Origin of the sequence: Pseudomonas sp. Root401 (assembly GCF_001425105.1) — a bacterium.
Taxonomy (GTDB): domain Bacteria; phylum Pseudomonadota; class Gammaproteobacteria; order Pseudomonadales; family Pseudomonadaceae; genus Aquipseudomonas; species Aquipseudomonas brassicacearum.
This window is the reverse complement of record NZ_LMDO01000001.1, coordinates 575,076-596,590: the sequence shown is the minus strand read 5'-3', so window position 1 is coordinate 596,590 and position 21,515 is coordinate 575,076. Positions and strand designations below refer to the sequence as shown.

The window sequence follows — 21,515 nt, the reverse complement described above, 5'->3', positions numbered from 1 at the left end:
TTGAGGGCACGTGGCTTGAATGTACTTGCCGGAAAATGCCCCCGGCAAGCACCTGCGGTGTGAATCACGCTTGCTGCAAGCCCTTGGCGGTACGTTGCATGCCGACGAAATTCGGCAAGGCTTCGATGCTGCCCAGCCAGGCCCGGACGTTCGGGTAGTCGGTCAGCGCGACGTTGCCTTCCGGCGCATGGGACACGTAGGTGTACGCGGCCACGTCTGCGATGGTCGGTTGCTCACCGGCCAGGAATCGGCTCTGCCCCAACTCCGTCTCCATCACCTTCAACAGGGCATGGGAACGCTTGATGGCGTCTTCGGCGTCATAGCCGGCGCCGAACACGGTGATCAACCGGGCGTTGGCCGGCCCCTGGTTGATCTGGCCCGCCGCCACCGACAGCCAGCGCTGCACCCGCGCCTGGGCAAGCGGATCGGTCGGCAGCCATTGCCCCTTGCCATACTTGGCCGCGAGGTAGACCAGGATTGCGTTCGAATCGGCCAGGACGGTGCCGTTGTCGTCGATCACCGGCACCTGGCCAAAGCTGTTGATGGCGAGGAACTCCGGGGTCTTGTGCTCACCTTTCATCAAGTCCACGAATATCAACTCGGTTGGCAGGCCAAGCAGCGAGAGCATCAGCTCGACACGATGGGCGTGCCCCGACAGCGGGTGGCGATAAAGTTTGATCGCGTTCTCAGACATGACGTACTCCATGTTGTTTTGGGCTCGAAGCGCTGATCGCGTCGATGGCGCTATCCTCTGCTCCTCTCCCGGACAGCGGAATAACCAGCTTCTACAATCCAGCATTTCATCCGGTGAAACAGTCAGGCGGTCAGCCTAGACCTCGAGCACCAACGGCTCGCTCCCCTGGGCCGGCACCGCGCAACAGATCAGCACCTCACCTTCGCCAACCGGTTCGGCCGGCTGGCTCAGGTAATGCACCTGGCCGCGGCTCAAGCGAGTTTTGCAGGTGCCGCAGGAACCGCCACGGCAACTGAATTCCGGGTTAAGGCCGCGCGCTTCGGCCAGCTCCAGCAACGTCCCACTGCCCGGCTCCCAACGTGCCTCCTTGCCGGAACTGGAGAACAAGACCTTCACCGCTTCATTCGCGGCCGGCACTTGCTCTGGCGCCGGCATGCTCACTTCAAGATCCCGCACAAGCGTCGAGGGTCCGAAGGTTTCCGCGTGGATGCGATCGTCAGGGATGCGCAGTTTGCGCAGCCCGTCGTACAGCGCCTGGGTAAAGCTGCCCGGCCCGCACAAATAGAAATCGTAGTCGTTGAGCGGCAGCAGCTTCTTGAGCAGTTCCACATCGATCCTGCCGGTCAGGTCATAACCCTCAGCGCCCCCGCCATCAGTGGGTGGCTGGCTGACCATGCGCAGAACCTGCAGCTTGTCGCCGGCACGGGCGGCCAGTTCGTCGATCTCGTCACGGAAAGCCAGGTCCGCTACCGAACGAGCGCTTTGCACCAGCCAGACCGGGCGCATGCGGCTGATGCGTTGGCCCTGGTAAACCACCTCGCGCAACATCGACAACAACGGTGTGATGCCCACACCCGCTGCCAGCAAGACCAACGGACGCCGCTCGGTGGCCTGGATGGTGAAATGGCCCTGGGGCGCCCGCGCCTCAAGCTCGTGCAGCGCCTGCACCTGATCATGCAGGTGAGACGACACCGAGCCATCGCGCTTGACGCTGATGCGCAAAAAATCATCCGACGGCGCACTGGATACGCTGTAGGTCCGGATCGATGGTGCGTTCTGTCCTTCCAGCAAGATCCTCACCGGCAGATGTTGCCCGGCTTCAAACCGGGGCAAACCCAAGCCATCGCTCGCCTGCAAGTAGAACGAGCGAATGTTGTGGCTCTCATCCACCACCCGTGCGACCCGCAATGCACGCCAGCGGCTACGCAACGCCTCGGCCTGCAAGCGCTCGGCGGCCTGCTCCCAGCTGCCGGTCATCATTGAATTGGGCGAGTCGCCTTCGTCCTGGTCCTGCCAACGCAGGGCAATGGCCGCCGGGCGATACACGATGCGTTGCGGGGTAAAGCGCAACAGCCGCTCGGCGCCCTGGAACGCGCTGATCTCGGGGTCGTCCAGCAGCACTTGCGCCGAGCCGCTCATTTGCAGCAGATCGCCCGTCTGGAAATCGACGAACACCAGCCCGGCCCGTGGGTTGAGCAAGATGTTGCCCAGCGTGTTGAAAAACAGGTTGCCGGAGAAGTCCGGAATGGTCAGCGATCCGTCTTCGTCCATGCGCACAAACCCCGGCTTGCCGCCACGGTGGGAAGCATCGACCTGCCGCTCGCCATCGCGCACCACGTAGGTGGCGATATAGAACGAATCGGCCGCCGTCACCAGGCGCCGCACCAGCGGGTCCGACACGGTCAGTTGACGCGGCGCAACGGCCTGCGCGTCGACAAGGTGGTACTGGCGCAGGTTGATGTAGCGAGGGCAGTTGCCATACGCCTGGCTCACTGAAATCTCGAGCCCCGGGTCGAGTTGACGACGCACGACACCGTTCATGCGGTTGCGCCGGCGGGTGTGCAACTCGATCCCCAGCATCCCGATCGCATCGCCCTCGCCCATGCCCTCCTGGGCCGGGTCGTTCGGCTCAGGCTCGAGGTTGATGTGCAGGGTCTGCGGATCGGGCGAGTTCATGAAGCCCGGTTGCCCCGCGCGCAGGGTCGCCCAGACATCGCCTCGCCGATCCACCGCCCCCAGCACCACGAAAGGCAGTTGGGCGTAGAACTCCCGATGCTGGTCCGGCATCCAGGTGCGCGCCAGTTGCCGTTGACCGACACCGGCCATCATGTCGACTGCCCCGACGGAGCGCTGCAAGGCCAGCTCTCCTTCGTGCCAGGGCGAGGTTTTTGCTTGCAAGGCTTCGTCCATCAGCTACTCCTCGCGCTCGCAGCATGAACGCCTGCGCCAGTGCGCTACGGTTAGGGATTCTCCGCCAGCGTTTGCACGGCTGTGCAAGTGGCTGGAGTCATCTTCTGCCCAAAGCGACGGCGCAGGAATACGCACAAACTGCAATCCACCGTTTCATAAAATGGAATGGTGGAAGCACGAGGAATGGCCCGGAACGGCGATCACGTCCTGACGCGGGCAAAGTTCTTGGTCAGCTCGAGCAAGGTCGCCCGCAACTCCGGCGGTCGCACAGGCTTGGCCAGGATCGAAATGTTCATGTGGTGCAGCGCATGGCGGATTCTTTCGATTTCATGGCCGGTCATGATCATGGCAGGGACTTCCCAGCCCCGTTGCTCGCGAATCGCGGCGATGCATTCGGAACCGGAGACCTTCGTGCCCAGGTCGAAGTCGGCAATGATGATGTCGCAGTCACTGGTCACGCCCACCCCGTCGCTGTGGGTTTCCACTTCGCACCCCCACTTCTCCAATAGCGCGGATGTCGCCATCAGCACGTTGGCGTCATCCTCGACCAGGCACACCCGCAAGCCTTGCAAACGGCTATGGGTGGACACTGGCCTGTTCACCATAGTCCTTGGCGCGACCGTTTCCAGCCCCTGGATCATGGCGCGCGTGCCCCTGCCGAGCCGGGAGTCCAGCTGGATGTCCAGATTGATCAGGTGGCTGATTCGCTTGACGATGGACAACCCCAGGCCCAGCCCCTCGACGTCCTTGTCACGAACGTGGCGCACCCGATAGAACTCCTTGAACACCTCGGGCAGGTGTTCGGCGGCAATGCCCCGGCCCTTGTCATAGATGACGATGGCCAGGCCACTGCCTTTCGGCCGCACGCCGATCAACACTGGTTGGCCGGAGGCATATTTGAGCGTGTTGGAGATCAGGTTCTGCACCATGGTCGCCAACAGGCCGGCGTTGACATTGACCCAGTGCCGGCAAGGCCGCAGGCGCAACTCGACACCGGCCCAGCGGGCGGCTTCGGTGTTCTGCTTGACCACATCTTGAAGCAACGCGCCCAGGTGTACGGGTTCGGCCTGCGGTTCAAGCTGCCCGTTATCGAGGGTGTAGATGTCCAGGATCGAACGAAACAGCTGTGACACGATGTGCAACGAGCGGTCGATGTTGTCCACCAATCGCAACTCTTCCTGGCCCAACCGGGCATCGCGCAGGCAGGCGGTGAACAGGCCGATCGAGTGAATCGGCTGGCGCAAGTCATGGCTGGCCTGGGCCAGGAAGCGGGACTTCTCCTGGTTCGCGGCAATCGCCTCTTCCGAAGCGATGCGGGTTCGGGTCAGCAGAATATGCGCGTAGGCGGGCACCACGATGGTGGTGACGATCAGCATCAGGAACAGGTAGGGCTGGCCACGCCAGAACGGCGTGAGCAGGAAAATCACCACCAGGGTCGACAGCGCGATAACGGTTGCCAGCGCCAGGTAGCGCGAGCCGAAGCGCATGCCATTGCCCAACGTGACCCAGAGCAGCGCAGCGTACACCGGTAGCAAGCCCTCCCCACCCACGATCATGGCGAAGGCGAGGCTTGCATAGTCGAGGGTCATGGCAAAGAGACGACGCAGGAAGAAGTGCCCGGGCCAGCGCTTGATCGCCATGCGCAGCGGGACAGCGGCGCCAAAGAAAAAGGTCATGTACCACAGGATCGGTACATAGGTTTCGAAGTCACTGGCCAGACAGGCCACCACAATGATGTAGAGCGCAGTACAGGCCCCGACTGTCAATCTCAACGTCGCCTGATCAAGCTCGCTATTCTTTTCCGTCATATTCACAGGATTATTCCAACATGAAAGTTGTTTCAACCTTGAAACCCGAGGGGGGAGTTTAGGTTACGATGCGTGGACTTGGAGTCAGAAGGATCTGAAGCATGACGTGCAGAGTAATTGTGGCAGACGACCATCCTTTGTTTCGCGAAGGCATGCTGAGGACCATTGAACGACTCATGCCGACAGCCTCCATAGAACAGGCTGGAAATCTGGACGAAGTATTGGCGCTGGCACGTTCCGGAATGGAAGTGGACTCCCTGATACTCGACTTGCGCTTTCCCGGGATCAAATCGTTGCAAGTCATCGGCCAGTTGCGCAATGAGTTCAAGCGCACCTCGATCATTGTGGTTTCAATGGTGGATGATGTCGATGTTATTTCCCAAGTGATGGCGCTGGGTGCCGACGGATTCATCGGCAAGAATATCGACCCCGCCGGTATTGCCGACGCCATCATGGCAATACGCGAAGGCGAAGTGGTGGTGAAGTATCAAGCCGAAAACGCGATCCTGGACGATGCACTTTCCCAACTGACCGCGCGCCAACGGCAAGTGCTTGGCTTGATTGCCGCCGGCAAGACCAACAAGGAGATAGCCCGGGACTTGGGTATTTCCCCGTTCACGGTGCGCATCCATGTCTCAAGCCTGCTCAAATCCCTGGGTGTGCCCACCCGCGCGGCGGCTGCGGCGCAGTTTTCCAACTTCCCAGGCAATGGTGGATGGCCGGGAAAACAAGACAATTAAATGTATAACGGCCGCGCATATTAATTGAGCATCACCCTCCCTGCCTGCCCATCTCCGAGGCCATAGCACACTTGTACTATAGCTTCGCCCAGTACTCTCCCCCTAAGCTGTGGACGCTCCATAAAAAGGCTGTTCGAACAGCCAAACATAAAGAAAGCCAACATGCCATGCGCCGTGCAGTATCACTGTACCTATTGAAACGTTATGACGTGCGAAGCCTATGGATTTAATAATCGACAGGCGGCGCAATGCTGGGTCAACTTCACCGTCTGCACGGTTGAAATGGAATGGTCCTGACATTAACTCAAGGTAAGTCATCATGTCCTTCGAATATGGAAAAACACTTAGAAATGGAATGGCGCTGTGCGCGCTGGCGGGCGTACTGAACGGTTGTGCAAACACCGGCGACTTGGGCAACTTGATGAGCACCTTGAATCAGGGCGCCAAGAAATACGACGTCTCTTACCTCAAGCAAACGATCATTCCGGGCAAGACGACAAAAGGCCAGATCACTCAAATGTTCGGCGCGCCGACGAATGAAGAGCTCAATTCGACGAGCTCCAGCAACGAGTCGAACTGGACCTATGAAAAGACTGATGAGGGCCTGGATAAGTACATGAAGCTGGCCCATAAGTACGTGTCGACCGAAACCAGCCTGAAGATGTATGAAACCTCGGCGCAACTGTCCAAGGCCCAAACCGTAGCCAATGACGTCAGCAGCGTGACCGGCACGAAAACAGGCCTAAGCCAGACCCAGGGTTCGGTATTGACCATCTATTTCGTCGATGACGTCGTGAAGTACTACAGGGTCTATTGACGCAATGGCATCGCCCGTTGGGGACAGCATGACGTCTGTTCCCAACCTTCACCGAGACTAGCCGCTACGCTTGGTGGCATCAAAGGTCATGCGGTGCCAAAGCCAGTGGAAAAGAACAGCGAACTCGACCAGGCCACGTTACGCCTGACCGTCAGCGCCTGTGCGCTGTTGTATATCGTCATCCTCGCCGGCCTCTATCCAGAAGAGGCCGCGAGCTACGTACCCATCATTATCTACATCTGTACGTTCATCGTCGTCTCGGTGTTCCTGCGCATGATCATCAAGCGCTGGCCTGGACACTTCTTCTGGCGGCGCCTGTTCACGATGCTGCATGACTATGCCGGCATCGCATTTGCCATGATCGTGGGTGGAGAGGACACGCTCCCGGTGTACGCTGCATTACTCTGGGTCACGCTGGGCAATGGCATGCGCTTCGGCTCGCGCTACCTGGCGCTGGCGACCATTATCGCGCTGTCGACCCTGGTACTGGTTTTCTGGCTGACCCCGTTCTGGCATACGCAGCCCTACATGTTCCTGATGCTGATCGTCACCACCATCGTGGTGCCCGCCTACGCGCACATTTTGCTCAAGCGCACACGCATTGCCTCCGAAGAAGCCATTTTGGCCAATCAGGAGAAATCGCGATTCCTGGCACAGGCCAGTCATGACCTGCGCCAACCAATCCACTCCATCGGTCTGTTTACGGCCTGCCTGCGTGACGCCAGGCTGGGGCTGGAAGAATTGCGGCTGGTGGACAACATCGACCGTTCGCTGCACACCGTCTCGCAGCTGTTCCGCTCGATCCTCGATATCTACACCCTCGATCACGGCCAACTGATGCCGAAGGCCGACACCGTACACCTGGGCCAGTTGCTCCAGGACGTCGTCAAGCAGAACACCGAAGCGGCCCGCTGGGCCGGCGTCGAGCTGCGTCTACGCGCCTGTCCTTACTGGGTCAGCGTCAATCCCGGCCTGCTGACCACGATGGTCCAGAACCTGCTGTCCAACGCCCTCAAATACGCACCCGGCCAACCCGTGCTGATCGGCGTGCGGCGCCAGGGCCAGCGCCTGGCCGTGGTGATCTACGACAAGGGGCGCGGCATCGCCGCCGAACATTTGCCCGAGGTGTTCAAGGAGTTCTACCGCGTTCGCCATGCGCGCGACAAGGATGTCGAGGGGCTCGGCCTCGGCCTGTCCATCGTCAAGCGCATCAGCCAGATGCTCAATGTCGATATACACATCCGTTCCAAGGTCGGACAAGGTACCCGGGTGACGATCAGCGGCCTGGAACCGGCGGCACCACGTGTCATGGCGCCCAAGGTGGTGCCCGTCCAGAATCGCCTGGACGGGTTGCGGGTATGCTTGGTTGAAGACGACGCCAACGTACTGATGGCGACCTCGGCGCTGCTGGAAAAATGGGGATGCGAGGTTGAGGCTCACAGCGACGGCGAAGGGCTGACCAGCGATTGCGACATTGTCATCGCCGATTTCGACCTGGGCACAAAAGTCTCGGGCGCCGAATGCATTGCCGCGCTACGCGAGCAGCGCGGCTGGCAAGTCCCGGCGCTGGTCATCACCGGGCATGAAATCGAGCGGATACGCCAATCGCTGCAAAGCCTGAGTATCTCGGTGCTGGCCAAGCCCGTGCGACCGCCGGAACTGCGAGCGGTATTGCTTGATTTGGTCAAGCGCATGGATCGCTGGGGCGAGGACTCAGCTCACCTCAACCCACCCAGCCGATAGCGGTCTTGGGAATCACCTCGGATTCGTCGAGCTTGGACGCAAACATACTCACGGCCTCAAGTGCATCCGTGGTCCCGTTCCTGATTTGCACGATGACCGAGCCGGCCTGGTCTGCCAGGGTTACACCGCGCAATGCGCCTTCATGGGTCACGTTCATGCTGGCGACGGCATCGCGGGTTTCGGAGAGGATCATGCCGATCATTTCGGCAATCTCCGAGGTGGAGCGACTGGTGCGCCCGGCCAGTTGCCGGACCTCGTCGGCCACCACCGCGAATCCCCTCCCCTGATCCCCGGCCCGCGCGGCCTCGATGGCCGCGTTGAGGGCCAGCAGGTTGGTCTGGTCGGCAATGCCGCGAATGGTGTTGACGATGGCCGTAATCTCTTCCGAACGCGCGCCCAACTGCCCAACCAGACGCGCGGAAGAGCCAATGTTGTCGGCGATCTCGCGCATCTCCTTGGCAGTCTGATGGATCACCAGGGCGCCCTGCTCAGCCACTCGTTCGGTCTCGGCGGAGATATGGTACGCACGGGAAGCGCCACGCGAATCCTCTTCGAATTTCTCCACCCGTTCGCTGATGTCACTGGCGAACTTCACGATCTTGCACAACTTGCCTTCGGCGTCGTAGACCGGGTTGTAGCTGGCTTCCAGCCAGACGACTTTGCCGTTTTTGCCGAGGCGCTTGAACTGGCCGCTGAAAAACTCGCCGGCGTTGAGACGACGCCAGAAATCACTGTACTCCGAACTGCCCACCAGGCTCGGTTCGCAGAACATCCGGTGGTGCTTGCCCTTGAGTTCAGCCAGTGAGTAATTCATGACACTCATGAAGTTGTCGTTGGCGGTCAGGATATTGCCGTCCAGGTCGAACTCGATCACTGCCATGGCCCGGTCGAGTGCCGCCAGCCGGCCACGTGTTTCTGCCTCGCTGGCAACCTTGGCGGTGACATCAAGTGCGTACTTGACCACCTTCACGACGCGGCCTTGCTCGTCCACTATCGGGTTATAGCTGGCTTCCAGCCACACGTTCTGCCCTTGCGCGCTACGGCGCTGAAACGTGCCGGAAACGAATTGACCGGCACGCAACTGGTTCCAGAATTCACGGTACTCGGCGCTGCCCACCAGCGCTGGGGTGCAAAAATCCCGATGGGACAAGCCGGCCAATTGATCCGCGCGGTAGCCCATCGCACCAAGAAAATTTTCGTTCGCCCGAAGGACCTTGCCATCGGGGCTGAACTCGATGACAGCCATCGACCGCTCCAGGGAGCCTACCAGTCCTTTGTATGTTGCCAATTCGGCCGTCCTAGCCGTCAGTTCATTTTTTAGTGCTTTATTAAACATGACGTCCCCTCAATGAACCCTGAAAGTAACCGGACCTTCTATTCATATCGGCTCGCTGGCTGGGGGCTGAACGGTACGACGTAATTATGTTTTGGCGACAAAACTCACCGAATCCTTCAACCAGGTTCTAAAGGCCTGCACTTTTGCGGTGTCGGCTGTTTCGTGGGGGCTCACGAAATAAAAGCCGAGGTCAGATTTCAAGCGCAGATCGAAGGGGGCAACCAATCGCCCGGCCTTCAGGTCATCCTCGACATAGGTTGAACGCCCGATGCACACCCCCAGGCCGTCAACCGCAGCCTGAACAGCCATCATGGCCAGGTCGAATGTCAACCGGCTGCCTTCGGCCAGTTTTTTCGGTTGGCCGGCGGCACTCAACCAGGCACCCCAGTCGTCGCGGGTCACCCCACTGACCTGCAACAAGGTGTGCTGGGCCAGATCGCGCGGATTCTCCAAGGCTGTCGGACCTTGCAGCAGCCTGGGGCTGCACACCGGAAAGATCTCATCGGCCATCAGCCAGTCGGCCCGCAAGCCCTTCCAGTCCCCGGAACCGTAACGAATGGCCGCATCGACGCCGCCCTTACGAAAATCCACCCGTTCGGTGGAGGCCGTAACGCGCACGTCAATGTTGGGAAACGCCTGCTGGAAAGACGCCAGTCGTGGCAACAACCATTTGGAAGCAAATGAAACCAGGGTACTGATGGTCAAGACACAGTTGTTGCGGCTCTGCAGCAACGTCTCGGTGCAATAGCGCAACTCATGGAACGCCGCGCGAACGCCTGGAAAATAGGCATGGCCTTCGTCTGTCAGGGTCAGGCCGTCCTTGAGACGCAAGAACAGGCGCACGCCCAGCTCTTCTTCGAGCCGGCGAATTTGATGACTGATGGCTGTTTGAGTGACGTTAAGCTCTAGCGCGGCCTTGGTAAAACTCATGTGGCGAGCGGCCGATTCGAATGCTTTCAGACCATTTAGAGATGGGATTCGTGTGGCCACTGGGTTTGGCTCGCTCATGAGATTTTGTCATACGCTAGCACTGAAGATGTCCTTTGAAAATGTTCCGGCCCTCGCGGATTCTGGCGGCACGTCCCCCGACCTTGAGGAAACCATGAAACTGTACTTCGCCCCCATGACCTGCTCATTGTCCCCGCACATCGTGCTGCGGGAATTGGGCCTGCCCTTTGAATTGATCCGGGTCGACAACAAGACCAAGCGAACCGCCGACGGGCTCGATTTCCTGACCATCAACCCCAAGGGCTACGTGGCAGCCTTGGTGCTGGATAACGGTGATGTCCTGACCGAGGGGCCCGCCATCGTCCAGTACCTGGCTGACCTGGTCCCCGCAAACACGCTGGCGCCGGCCAATGGCAGCTGGGAGCGGGTCCGCCTGCAGGAATGGTTGAACTTCATCACCTCCGAGATTCACAGCGGATGTGCACCACTGTTCAACGCCGATATTGCAGAGCCGACCAAGGCCATCTTCAGGGCAAAACTGTTCAAGCGCCTGGATTACCTCAGCCAGGCCCTTGAACAACAGGATTACCTGATGGGAACCTTTGGCCTGGCAGACGGCTATTTGTTTACCGTCTTGAACTGGCTGCCGTTGTTCAATATCCAGATCAAGGACTGGCCGGCGCTGGCGGCGTTCATGGCGCGAATAGCCGCACGCCCCAGCGTCCGGGCGGCCATGGCCGCAGAGGCGGCATCCAATCTCGGTGCGATCTGACCCACCGCTATCGCGAGCAGGCTCGCTCCCACAGGGAATCCAGGGTGTAGCTCGAATCATGATCACCCCGGAAAACTGTGGGAGCGAGCCTGCTCGCGATGCGGCAAGCCCAACCTCAGCCAATCAGATTCGCATACACCGGCCGGTCGATATTCCCACCGGACAGGATCACCGCCACCCTTTTCCCCCGCATCGTTTCACGCTCCTGCATCAGCGCTGCCAAGGCGGCGGCGCCGGCACCTTCGGCGAGGTTGTGGGTGTCGGTGTAATACGCCCGCATGGCCCCGGCAATTTCAGCGTCGCTGACCGCGACGATCCGCGCCGCCCCGGCCCCATAGATGGCAAAGGCCTCGGGAACGGGTCTGCGCACGGCCAGGCCGTCGGCAAAGGTATTCGCCGAAGCGGTCTCGCATAGCTTGCCCGTTTCAAACGACAACTTCGCCGCGACGGCCTCGGTGGACACCACGCCCACCACGTGGGTCTTCAGGCCCAAGGCATCACGGGCGGCGATGACCGCGCAGATTCCCGAGCCGCAGCCTATCGGTACATAGACGGTGTCCAGGTCCGGCACCGCGTTGAACAGCTCAAGCCCATAGGTCGCCACGCCCTTGACCAACTCGGGATGGAACGGCGGCACCAGGTAGAAGCCATGCGCTTGGGCCAGGCGTGCGGCCTCTTCACGGGCCTCATCGAAATCGCGGCCATACTCGACCACCTCGCCGCCAAAACCGCGCATGGCGTTGTTCTTCTCCACCGAGTTACCGTGCGGCACGACGATCAACGCTTTCAAACCCAATGCGCTGGCCGCCAGCGCCAGGCTCTGGCCGTGGTTGCCGCGAGTCGCCGTGACGATGCCTTTTGCCTCTGGGTGCTCGCGCATGAGCCAGCGCACGAAGGTCAGGCCGCCGCGCACCTTGAAGGCCCCCGTCGGGGTGTGATTCTCGTGCTTGACCCACACCGTGCAACCCAACCGCTCAGCCAGCAAGGGCCAGGCGTACTGGGCGGTGGCGGGCATGACTTCGTATAAGTGGCGGGCAGCTTGTTCGATATCGTCGCGAGTCAGTGTGTGCATGATGGGCCTCCGGGTTTTGCCCAGTCTAATCAGGGCACCACCGGCGGGCTTTCAGAAAACTGACCTGACTTTCAGGCCCTCTCTTCACTACTATGCTGTTCATGAACCCTCGAAACCGCCACCAGCCGCCCCAGTCCGAACCGGTCCGTCGCATCGAGGTTGGGCCGTGGGCGATCGAATTGCTGCCCGGCTGCGCCTACGCCACCCGCTATGTCGCCAGCCAGTCGGCGATCGGCTTCGCCTTCGACAGCCAGCGCGGCCTGCACGCCATCGGCAGCGATCGCGTGCAGCCCTTCGAGGCGATCCCCAACGGCCTGGCATTCGTCCCCGCCGAATGCGATGTGTTCTCCGAATCCCCCAGCGGCGGTGAATACCTGCGGGTCGTGCGCACCGACGGTTTGGCGTTGCCGGGGGAGCATGCGTTCAACAACCGTATTGACCCGCAGGCCATCACCCTGGCCCTGAGAATGCGCAGCGCATTGCTGCGTGCCAGCGCAGAGGATGACTGGGAGGCCTGGACGCTCGGATTGGCTGACCGGGTGAAGGACCCCAAGACGTTTTCGGCCCCCATACAAGGGTCCATCACCGGCGGGCGAATGCGCCTGCTCGACGAGTTCATCGACGCCGGTCTCGACGGTCCGCTGGGGGTCAGGGAAATGGCCGGGCTGCTTGGCTTGTCCGAAGGGTATTTCATGCGGGCATTCAAGAATGCCACCGGCAAAAGCCCACACAGCTACCTGATCGACCGGCGCCTGGCCAAGGCACGGGCGCTGATGCGCGACTCAACCGCCCGTCTGACCGATATCGCCCACACCTGCGGCTTCAACTCCCAGGCGCACATGACCACGCTGTTCAAGCAACGCCTTGGCGTCAGCCCGGCGCAGTTGCGCGGGTCTTCGAGGCCCTGAACAAGCGGGACAAGCGGCTGCTACGGGTTACCTGAAACGCGCAGTGGCAGCCCAAATCAAATTGCCATCAGATGGCCTTGCAAAAACACCCGGGCCGTCTAGATTCAAACCTGTCTCCAACCACATCATCAACCACACCTGACAGCCCTTCGGGCGAGAGCATCTATTGGCCTAAAACACACACTTGGCGTTGCTTTCAATTACTGACACGGAATCAGTCAATAACAACAAGAGGGATGCTTGATGAAGCATGGCCGTGGGTATCGTTTGCTCTCGCAAAAAAGTGCAGCCGGACATTTCTGGCTGTCATTGGTTTGCTTTTCAGCCCTGGTGATCGCCAGCTTCTTGCTGTTCGAGCAACAGATCCAGGACTTCCTGACCCATCTCAACCTGTACCAGCCCTCGACGCCCACGCAGAAACTCTACCTGGCGTTGCTGCTGATCGCCCTGCTGGCGCTGGACGTGGTGCTGCCGGTGCCGTCGAGTATGGTCGCGCTGCTGGCCGTGGCGATGCTTGGCAGCGTGGGGGGTTACCTGGCGATTTTCGTCGGCCTGTGCCTGGGCGCCGGGCTGGGCTATGCCCTGGGCGCCGGCTATTTGCGCCTGCTGTCCGGCCGCCTCGGCCTGCATCAGCGCCAGCCGGGGCAACTGGCTTACCGGTTGGGCACGCTGTCGTTGATCTGCCTGCGCGGGGTCCCGGTGCTGGCGGAAACCTCGGTCGTCGCCGCCGGGATGCAACGCTACCCACTGCGCGCGTTCATCCTGGTCACCACCCTGGCCAATGCTGGCCTGGCATTGGCCTACAGCGCCATTGGCACCTTTCTCGTCGAGCAGAACGCGCTGTTGGTGACCCTGCTCGCCAGCATGGTATTGCCCGGGCTGTTCATCGCCGGGTACAGCCTGTTCAAGAGCCATCGCCGCAACGACGCGGAGCAACCGTTGCACGGGCGCTTCAAGGTCAGCTACGACTACCCGGTGGTGTTCACCGATCATGTATTCGATCCGCTCAATCCCTGCCTGCACCGCCAGCTCATGGCCGGCCACAGAGGCCCGGTCACGGTGTTGATATTCGCCGATGAACAACTGCTGCACAGCGCCCCGCACCTGCTGGAACAGATCAACGCCTACTTCACCAGCCACTTTCCAGACCTGCATCTACAGGCGCCGCCGATCGCGGTCCCGGCCGGCGAGTCGAGCAAGGATTCTAAGGTGTTGCAGCGGCTGTACACCGACATGCTGAAACATGGCTTGGACCGGCATTGCCATGTGCTGGCCCTCGGTGGCGGCGCGGTGCTGGATGCGGTGGGCTACGCCTGCGCCACCTTCCACCGCGGCATTCGCCTGATTCGCATCCCAAGCACCGTGCTCGCCCAGAACGACGCCGGTATCGGTGTGAAAAACGGCATCAACGCCTTCGGCCAGAAAAACCTGCTGGGCGCCTTCTATCCCGCCACCGCGGTCATCAATGACTTTCAATTGCTGACCAGCCTGACCCGGCGCGACCAGATCGCCGGGCTGGCCGAGGCGGTCAAGGTGGCGCTGATCAAGGACCAGGCGTTTTTCCAGTGGATGGAGCAACAGGCCGACGCCCTCGCACACTTCGAACATGGGGCCAGCCGCTATGCGATCCGCCGCTGCGCCGAATTGCACCTGGCGCACATCACCGGTGCTGGCGACCCCTTCGAACGCGGTAACGGGCGGCCCTTGGACTACGGGCACTGGGCCGCCCACAAACTGGAAAATCTCAGTCAGCACCGACTGCGCCATGGTGAAGCCGTCGCAGTGGGCATGGCCCTGGATGGGCTTTATGCCAATGCCCTGGGGCTGTTGAGCGACAGCGACACCGAACGGGTGCTGAACCTGCTGCTCAGGCTCGGCTTCTGCCTGAACCCGCCGGAACTGACCTTGAAAGATGCACTGGGCCGCTCGCAGGTTTTGCTGGGGCTGGAGGAGTTCCGCCAGCATTTGGGTGGGCAACTTTCCATCCCCATGCTCAGCCGGATCGGCGAGTCGGTGGACTTGCATGACATCGATACCGCGCGAATGGAGCAGGCATTGCAGCGGCTGTCCACCCAGGTCGAGCTTGCGCTACCCCTGAACGAGCGCTGTGCGCAATGAACCAGACCGCGCCGAACCTCAAGACCTGGCTGACCCTCGGCCGTGTGTCCAACCTGCCCACGGTGTGGACCAACACCCTGGCCGCCGCCCTGCTCGCCAGCAGCGCCGGGGCCCTGGCACCGCCGTCGTCCCTGGTGTGGATCCTGCTGCTGGCGGCACTGTCGCTGCTGTACCTGGCCGGCATGCTGTTGAACGACCTGTTGGACGCCGACTGGGACCAACAACACCACAACCCCCGCCCCATTACCCTGGGCCTGGTCAGCCGCCAGCAAGTGCGGCTGGCCACCGCGTTGTTGCTGGTGCTGGCCGCGACCTCGCTGCTGGGCCTGAGCCGGCTGATCGAGCAGCCGCACTGGCTGCTGGGCAGCGCCACCCTGTTGGTGGGCTGCATTCTCGGTTACAACCTGCTGCACAAGAAATACGCCCACAGCGTCTGGCTGATGGGTGCCTGCCGCTCGGCGCTCTACCTCACCGCAGCGGCCAGTCTGGCGCTGCCACCGGGACCGATCTGGCTCTGCGCCATTTTGCTCGGTGTCTACATCAGCGGCCTGACCTACCTGGCTCGCCAGGAACACCGCAACCAACTGATCAGCCGCCTCCCCCTGCTCCTGATGCTGAGCCCACTGGCCCTGGCGATCTACGCAGGCAGTGCCTGGTTTTGGCCGGTGCTGCTGTTATGGCTTGGCTGGTTGGGCTGGCATTACTGGCACAACCTGGCCAACCCTCGGCAACGGCAGGTCCGCGCCTTTATCGGCGCTGGCCTGGCAGCCCTGCCGCTGTTCGATGCCCTGGTGCTGGCCGTGGCTAACCAGCCCTTGGGCAGCCTGTTATGTGTCCTGGTGTTTTTCCTGCTTCCCCATTTCCAGCGCTGGATCAAACCAACATGAACACGGACGTTACAGCACCGGCATCGGCGACCCTCGACATGCGCCACGACTGCCTGAACGAACAACGGCAAAATTTCATTCGTCAACTCGAAGAAACCGAGCGGCAATGGTGGCGTCAGGCACAGGAGCAACTGGCCCAACACCCGGACGCCACTACCTCGGCGCTCTTGAGCAGCCAGTGCAAGCGCAACCTCAAGGAGCGAGCACTGCCCGATATCGCCGGCTGGAGTAACGTCCAGATGGCGCGCGCGTTGCTGCTGGCCCAAGTGCTGGAGCAGCAGCCCGCCGCCGGACAAGCCGCCCTGCTGCACCAGTTGTTCCTGTGGGGCGACGACCAGGAAAAGGTCGCCACCTTGAAGGCCCTCGATTGGCTCGATAGCCGCGGGGCGTGCGTGGAGCTTGCACGCCAGGCCGGGCGCACCAGCAACAGCCAGGTGTTCGCCGCCCTCGCCCTGGACACCGCCTACCCGTCGCGTCACTACAACGAACAGGCCTTCAACCAACTGGTGTTGAAAGCGCTGGGCATGGGCCTCGATGTACGACGCCTGATCGGCCTGGCGCAACGACAAAGCGTCACCCTCAACCAGTTGGCCCTCGACCTGCTGGACGAACAACTCGCCGCCGAACGAACGGTGTCCGCCGGACTGCCCCACGTGATTGCCTTCGACCTGCTGAGCCCGGCGCAACGTCAGCGCCTGGCCGGCCTGGGTCAGCAACGACGCTTGCCGGCGCAATGGCACGAGCACCTGGGCGGCGTTTCGCCGAACTGATGCCCCACCGTCCCCCGCTTTTTTTGACGAGGATTCACCATGCTCAAGTACTTCGACCCGCATATCCACATGGTCAGCCGCACCACCGACGATTACCAGAACATGGCGGCCGCCGGCATCACCGGGGTGATCGAGCCGGCCTTCTGGCAGGGCCAGGCCAGGACCAGCGTCGGTAGCTTCATTGACTACTTCGACACACTGTTGGGCTGGGAGCGCTTTCGCGCCAGCATGTTCGGCATCCATCATTTCTGCACCATTGGCCTGAACCCCAAGGAGGCCAATGACCTGTCGGTGGCCAATGAGGTGCTGGAGATTCTGCCGCGCTACCTGGTGAAGGACGGCGTGGTGGCGGTGGGTGAAATCGGCTACGACGACATCACCCCGGAAGAGGATCGCTTTCTCGCCGCGCAATTGGAGCTGGCCAAGCAATTCAACCTGCCGGTGCTGGTGCACACCCCGCACCGCGACAAGATCGGTGGCACCAAACGCACGCTCGCGGTCATTCGCGAGGTCGGCATTGCCGAACATCTGGTGATCATTGACCACCTCAACGAACTGACCCTGCCCCTGGTGCTGGACAGCGACTGCTGGCGTGGCCACTCCATCTACCCCAACACCAAGATGTCGGAACAGCGCATGGTCGCGCTGCTGCAGCAGTACGGCACGGAAAAAATGGTGGTCAACAGCGCCGCCGACTGGGGCATCAGCGACCCGCTCAAGGTGCCCAAGACCGGCCAGGCAATGTTGGCCGCAGGCTTCAGTGAAGCCCAGGTCGAACAAGTTCTGTTCCACAACCCGGTGGACTTTTTTGCCCAGAGCGGCCAGTTGGACAAAGCCCTGGTCAGTACGCCCCTGCCCATCGATCAGCGGCGGCAATGGCAGGACAACTCCGCCCTGCGCGGCCAGGAACCGGTGATCAAATGAGCGCCCGCACGGGTTGGACGGCCACGCAGATCGGCTATTGCAGCAACGTGCACCCGACCCATGACCTGGGCGGGCTGCGCGCATCCATCGAACGGCATTTCCACACCGTGCGCACACTGCGCGGGCTCGACACGCAGGACAGTGGATTGTGGATCAGCGCCCTCGCCGCCGCCGAACTGCAACAAGCACCGACCCGTGCGGATTTCCTCGACCTGCTGCAACGCAGCGGCCTACGCCTGACCTCGCTCAATGGGTTTCCCTACGGCCAATTTCACCAGGGCGCGGTGAAAGCCGACGTCTACCTGCCCAGCTGGGCCGATCCGCAGCGGCTGGCGTACAGCCTGGACCTGGCTCGATTTCTCGCCCAGGCCCTGCCAGCGGATTGTGCCCAGGGGGTGATCTCCAGCCTGCCGCTGGGCTATGCCGCCCACTGGAGCCCGACGCTACAGCAACGCGCCGAGCAGCAACTGCGCGAGCTCACCGCCGGGCTGGCCCGGCTGCAACGGGAGACGGGCAAGAAGATCGTGGTCTGCCTGGAAATGGAGCCCGATTGCGTGCTGGAAAACACCGACCAGGCCATCGCCTTCTTCCGCCATTGGCAAGCCACGGACCCGCACCATGAACACCTGGCGCTGTGCTTTGACGTTTGCCACCAGGCCGTGATGTTCGAAGACTGCTATCAATCACTGGACCGATTGCGTCAGGCCCGGGTCCCCATCGGCAAGATCCAGTTATCCAATGCACTGATTTGTCGCCTGCCTGAGGACGAGCACCGGCGCGAACAGGTGCTCAAGACATTGAGCGGTTTTGCCGAACCCACCTACCTGCATCAAGTGAAGGCCCGCGATGGGCACGATCGGTTATCGGCCTGGGCCGACCTCCCCGCGGCCCTGGATGATTGTGAGCAGAACCGCGTCTCTCATCCCGAACTGAGGATTCACTTCCACATTCCGCTGTTCAGCGAACACCTGCTGCTGCCCGAACTCAGCGGCAGCCAGCTTGCCCTGTCGCAGACGTTCGACTTTTTGGCCGACCATGGGGATTTTCGCCCCGTACTGGAAGTGGAAACCTACAGCTGGGGCGTCCTGCCCAGCCAACTGCGGCCCACGACCGAGCACGCCCAACTCCAGGGTATCGCGGCGGAGTTGCATTGGGTCGAGGACCAGTTGCAGCAGCGCCGCCTGCTGCAACCTCAAGCGCTGGAGGCCCGTGCCCATGCACTCTGATCCTGTGCGCCAGCCGCTGCTGCTGATCAATGTGGTCGGCCTGACGCCCGCGCTGTTGGGTGCCGCGACGCCCTGCATCAATGCCCTGTTGAAAACGGCCAAGATGGCCACGCTGCAACCGGTGTTCCCGGCGGTCACCTCGACCGTGCAGGCCTCGATCCTCACCGGACAGCCGCCGTCGGAACACGGCATCGTCGGCAACGGCTGGTACTTTCGCGATCAGGCCGAAGTGCGTTTCTGGCTGCAACCCAATGCTCTGATCCAGGGGGAAAAGGTCTGGCAGGCACTCAAGCGTCAGTACCCCGGGTTTCGCTGCAGCCAGTTGTTCTGGTGGTACAACATGTATGCCGACGTAGACGCCGCCATTACCCCACGACCGCATTACCCGGCTGATGGTCGCAAAATGTTCGGCCTGTATTCGGCGCCGGCCTCGTTGCATGAGCGTATCGAACAGCAGATCGGCGAGTTTCCCTTTCCGAGCTTCTGGGGACCGGCGGCTGGCATCGCCTCGAGCCGCTGGATCGTCGATTGCGCCATCGCCGAATTCCAGCTCAACCACCCCGACCTGCAATTGATCTACCTGCCCCACCTCGACTACAGCCTGCAACGCCTGGGGCCCGATCACCCGTCGATTGCCGACGAGGTACGCGCCATCGACAGTGAAGTCGGGCGTCTGCTGGACTTTGCCCAAGCGCAAGGCGCGGCGGTGATGCTGTTGTCCGAATACGGGATCGAAGCCGTCACCCAATCCGTTTCCATCAACCGGTTGTTACGTGCCGAGGGCTTGTTGCAGGTACGCCAATCGCTGACCTGGGAGTTGCTCGACCCCGGTGCCAGTGCAGCGTTTGCCGTGGTCGATCATCAGGTCGCGCACATCTACGTGAAGCATGCGCGCGACATCCCCCGCGTCAAGGCGCTGTTGCAACGCCAGGCCGGCATCGAACAGGTACTGGATAAAACCGAACAACAGGCCTGGCAACTGGATCATCCCCGCAGCGGCGAGCTGGTGGCCGTGGCCGCCGCCGGTTACTGGTTCGATTACTACTACTGGTTCGACGAGGGCAAGGCTCCCGACTTTGCCCGCACCGTGGACATCCATCGCAAGCCAGGCTACGACCCGCTCGAGCTGTTCATCGACCCGGCCATTCGCTTCCCGAAATTGAAAGTGGCGCGCCGCCTGCTCCAGAAAAAGCTCGGCTTTCGCTACTACATGGACCTGATTCCACTGGACACCCGCCTGGTCCGCGGCAGCCACGGACGGCTGCCCACGAGCGAGAAGACCGGCCCGCTGCTCATCACCAATTGTGATCTGCCGTTACCGCAGCACCTTGCGGCCACGGCGGTGAAGCAACTGCTCCTGGAACACTTCCGGGGGCACCCTCATGCCGATACGGCGAATGCCAAGGAGCTTCCATGCGGCGAGCCATTTCCATAACCGTTCTCAGTGCCCTGGCCGGTTTGGCCCAGGCACAGGACACCAACAACTTCGATTGCAGCAACTTCCTGCAATTTGGAGCAGACATCAACCAGACTCGGACCGCGTTTGCCCAGAGTCCCGAGACCATGGCCTGGAACTGGTTCGTCTGCTTGAACCAACCCAGCACCGCGCAAAGCAGCAATCTGGTGTGGGAGATGATGAAGCCCTCGGACCAGGTCTACCTGCCCAACGGCGCACCGCCGGGCGCCTATGACAGCTCCGCGCCGCTCCCAGCCGCTGTAGTGACGCAAGCCAAGGCACAAGGCATGGACCTGTCCCGATCCTTCCATAACATCAATGCCACCCAACAGGTCGATGGCCTGATCCTGCAAATGGGGGGTGCCGTGCCCGATGCCCAACAAGGCCACCCCGTACGCTTTCAGTTACTGATGGGCAAGGACACGTTCGATTACATCGTGCAGAAGCAGGTCTACAACGTGAATGGCCAGGCCGCCCTGGCCAACGACCTCAACTTCCCCCCCACCGCCTGGGAGTTGAAAGCCGCGTGGCTGTGGATCGGCACAGACACGACCTACCGACAAACCCTGGTGAACGACGGCTACTACATTGCCCAGGCCTACTACCAGCAGGACGACGGTACTTACCAGGTCGGCTATGTGGCATTGAGCGGTCTGCATGTCGTCAACAAACTGAACGCCGACTGGGTCTGGACCACCTTCGAAAACATCAACAACAGCAAGTACACCGTCACCAATGCCGCCCCGCCTGCGCCGATGACCAACACCACCGGACCGACACCGGCCGCCAAGCCGGTCAATGCCAGCTTCCAGGCCAATAACCGGAGCTTGTCAAAGTACGAATTGATCGGGGTCGAATTCCAACCCATCACCCAGGTACTGGCCAACTCGCAACTGGAGTCGGCGTTCCAGAACACCTCGTCCTGCCTGGCCTGCCACGGCACCGCCGCTTACTCGAACGACAAAGGCTACTTCAATTTCGCTCTGAACCAAGGGGGCGGCATCGTCTATCCCACCACCCCGCTGCCGCCCTCGGCATTCGATGGCTACAAAAAACTGGACTTTGTCTGGTCGCTGAAACGCGCCCAGTGGCAACGCTAAGGAGCA

At 61.4% G+C, this 21,515-nt stretch carries 17 protein-coding genes and 2 pseudogenes; 12 read left to right on the top strand and 7 right to left on the bottom strand.

What is annotated here, in order from left to right; translation table 11 throughout:
* Positions 1–64: 64 nt before the first annotated feature.
* From ASC85_RS02395 to ASC85_RS02385, 3 genes are all read right to left on the bottom strand, one after another.
* On the bottom strand, positions 65–694 hold the full coding sequence (locus ASC85_RS02395; protein ID WP_014338513.1) for a glutathione S-transferase family protein: 630 nt from the start codon (positions 692–694) through the stop codon (positions 65–67).
* A 135-nt stretch (positions 695–829) separates the two neighbouring features.
* On the bottom strand, positions 830–2,884 hold the full coding sequence (locus tag ASC85_RS02390) for a 2Fe-2S iron-sulfur cluster-binding protein (protein ID WP_057448093.1): 2,055 nt from the start codon (positions 2,882–2,884) through the stop codon (positions 830–832).
* Between the two features lie 200 nt (positions 2,885–3,084).
* Positions 3,085–4,692 carry an ATP-binding response regulator gene (locus tag ASC85_RS02385; RefSeq protein WP_057448092.1) on the bottom strand — a complete coding sequence of 536 codons (1,608 nt, stop codon included), beginning with the start codon at positions 4,690–4,692 and terminating at the stop codon, positions 3,085–3,087.
* 101 nt (positions 4,693–4,793) lie between these two features.
* On the opposite strand from ASC85_RS02385, the gene ASC85_RS02380 reads away from it, so the two are divergent.
* The 3 genes from ASC85_RS02380 to ASC85_RS02370 all read left to right on the top strand — a co-directional run bounded on the left by ASC85_RS02380 (position 4,794) and on the right by ASC85_RS02370 (position 7,992).
* Entirely contained in the window at positions 4,794–5,432 is a 639-nt protein-coding gene (locus tag ASC85_RS02380) for a response regulator (RefSeq protein WP_057448091.1), read from the top strand.
* A gap of 319 nt (positions 5,433–5,751) precedes the next feature.
* Positions 5,752–6,249, top strand: a complete 498-nt coding sequence (locus ASC85_RS02375) for a hypothetical protein (RefSeq protein WP_082534295.1) — start codon at positions 5,752–5,754, stop codon at positions 6,247–6,249.
* Positions 6,250–6,354: 105 nt separating this feature from the next.
* On the top strand, positions 6,355–7,992 hold the full coding sequence (locus ASC85_RS02370; RefSeq protein ID WP_057448090.1) for an ATP-binding response regulator: 1,638 nt from the start codon (positions 6,355–6,357) through the stop codon (positions 7,990–7,992).
* On the opposite strand, the pseudogene ASC85_RS33705 reads toward ASC85_RS02370, so the two are convergent.
* From ASC85_RS33705 to ASC85_RS02360, 3 genes and pseudogenes are all read right to left on the bottom strand, one after another.
* Positions 7,973–8,446: pseudogene (locus tag ASC85_RS33705) on the bottom strand (methyl-accepting chemotaxis protein); the annotation flags it as partial. The gene ASC85_RS02370 and the pseudogene ASC85_RS33705 overlap by 20 nt on opposite strands.
* 114 nt (positions 8,447–8,560) lie before the next feature.
* Positions 8,561–9,238, bottom strand: a pseudogene (locus ASC85_RS33700) (PAS domain-containing protein); the annotation flags it as partial.
* A gap of 174 nt (positions 9,239–9,412) precedes the next feature.
* Positions 9,413–10,318: a transcriptional regulator GcvA gene (locus ASC85_RS02360; protein ID WP_156395611.1), complete on the bottom strand. Its 906-nt coding sequence runs from the start codon at positions 10,316–10,318 to the stop codon at positions 9,413–9,415.
* Between the two features lie 112 nt (positions 10,319–10,430).
* Between ASC85_RS02360 and gstA the strand changes: the two genes are divergently transcribed.
* A complete protein-coding gene (gene gstA / locus ASC85_RS02355) occupies positions 10,431–11,048 on the top strand; it encodes a glutathione transferase GstA (RefSeq protein WP_057448087.1) in 618 nt (205 codons plus the stop codon).
* Between the two features lie 115 nt (positions 11,049–11,163).
* Here gstA and ASC85_RS02350 read toward each other — a convergent pair whose 3' ends face one another.
* On the bottom strand, positions 11,164–12,120 hold the full coding sequence (locus tag ASC85_RS02350; RefSeq protein ID WP_057448086.1) for a threonine dehydratase: 957 nt from the start codon (positions 12,118–12,120) through the stop codon (positions 11,164–11,166).
* Positions 12,121–12,212: 92 nt separating this feature from the next.
* Here ASC85_RS02350 and ASC85_RS02345 point away from each other — a divergent pair, with 92 nt between their 5' ends.
* The 8 genes from ASC85_RS02345 to ASC85_RS02310 all read left to right on the top strand — a co-directional run bounded on the left by ASC85_RS02345 (position 12,213) and on the right by ASC85_RS02310 (position 21,509).
* Positions 12,213–13,028 carry a helix-turn-helix transcriptional regulator gene (locus ASC85_RS02345; protein ID WP_057448085.1) on the top strand — a complete coding sequence of 272 codons (816 nt, stop codon included), beginning with the start codon at positions 12,213–12,215 and terminating at the stop codon, positions 13,026–13,028.
* A gap of 243 nt (positions 13,029–13,271) precedes the next feature.
* On the top strand, positions 13,272–15,146 hold the full coding sequence (locus ASC85_RS02340) for a 3-dehydroquinate synthase (protein WP_057448084.1): 1,875 nt from the start codon (positions 13,272–13,274) through the stop codon (positions 15,144–15,146).
* A complete protein-coding gene (locus tag ASC85_RS02335; RefSeq protein WP_057448083.1) occupies positions 15,143–16,033 on the top strand; it encodes a UbiA family prenyltransferase in 891 nt (296 codons plus the stop codon). Before ASC85_RS02340 ends, ASC85_RS02335 begins: the two co-directional genes overlap by 4 nt.
* A complete protein-coding gene (locus ASC85_RS02330) occupies positions 16,030–16,803 on the top strand; it encodes an EboA domain-containing protein (RefSeq protein ID WP_057448082.1) in 774 nt (257 codons plus the stop codon). The genes ASC85_RS02335 and ASC85_RS02330 overlap by 4 nt, the downstream gene beginning before the upstream one ends.
* Positions 16,804–16,842: 39 nt before the next feature.
* The gene (locus ASC85_RS02325) at positions 16,843–17,727 is read left to right on the top strand and encodes a TatD family hydrolase (RefSeq protein ID WP_018603866.1); all 885 of its coding nucleotides are present in this window, start codon (positions 16,843–16,845) and stop codon (positions 17,725–17,727) included.
* The gene (gene eboE, locus ASC85_RS02320) at positions 17,724–18,953 is read left to right on the top strand and encodes a metabolite traffic protein EboE (protein WP_057448081.1); all 1,230 of its coding nucleotides are present in this window, start codon (positions 17,724–17,726) and stop codon (positions 18,951–18,953) included. Before ASC85_RS02325 ends, eboE begins: the two co-directional genes overlap by 4 nt.
* Positions 18,943–20,388, top strand: a complete 1,446-nt coding sequence (locus tag ASC85_RS02315; protein WP_057448080.1) for an alkaline phosphatase family protein — start codon at positions 18,943–18,945, stop codon at positions 20,386–20,388. Before eboE ends, ASC85_RS02315 begins: the two co-directional genes overlap by 11 nt.
* Entirely contained in the window at positions 20,367–21,509 is a 1,143-nt protein-coding gene (locus ASC85_RS02310) for a hypothetical protein (protein ID WP_057448079.1), read from the top strand. The genes ASC85_RS02315 and ASC85_RS02310 overlap by 22 nt, the downstream gene beginning before the upstream one ends.
* Positions 21,510–21,515: the final 6 nt, after the last annotated feature.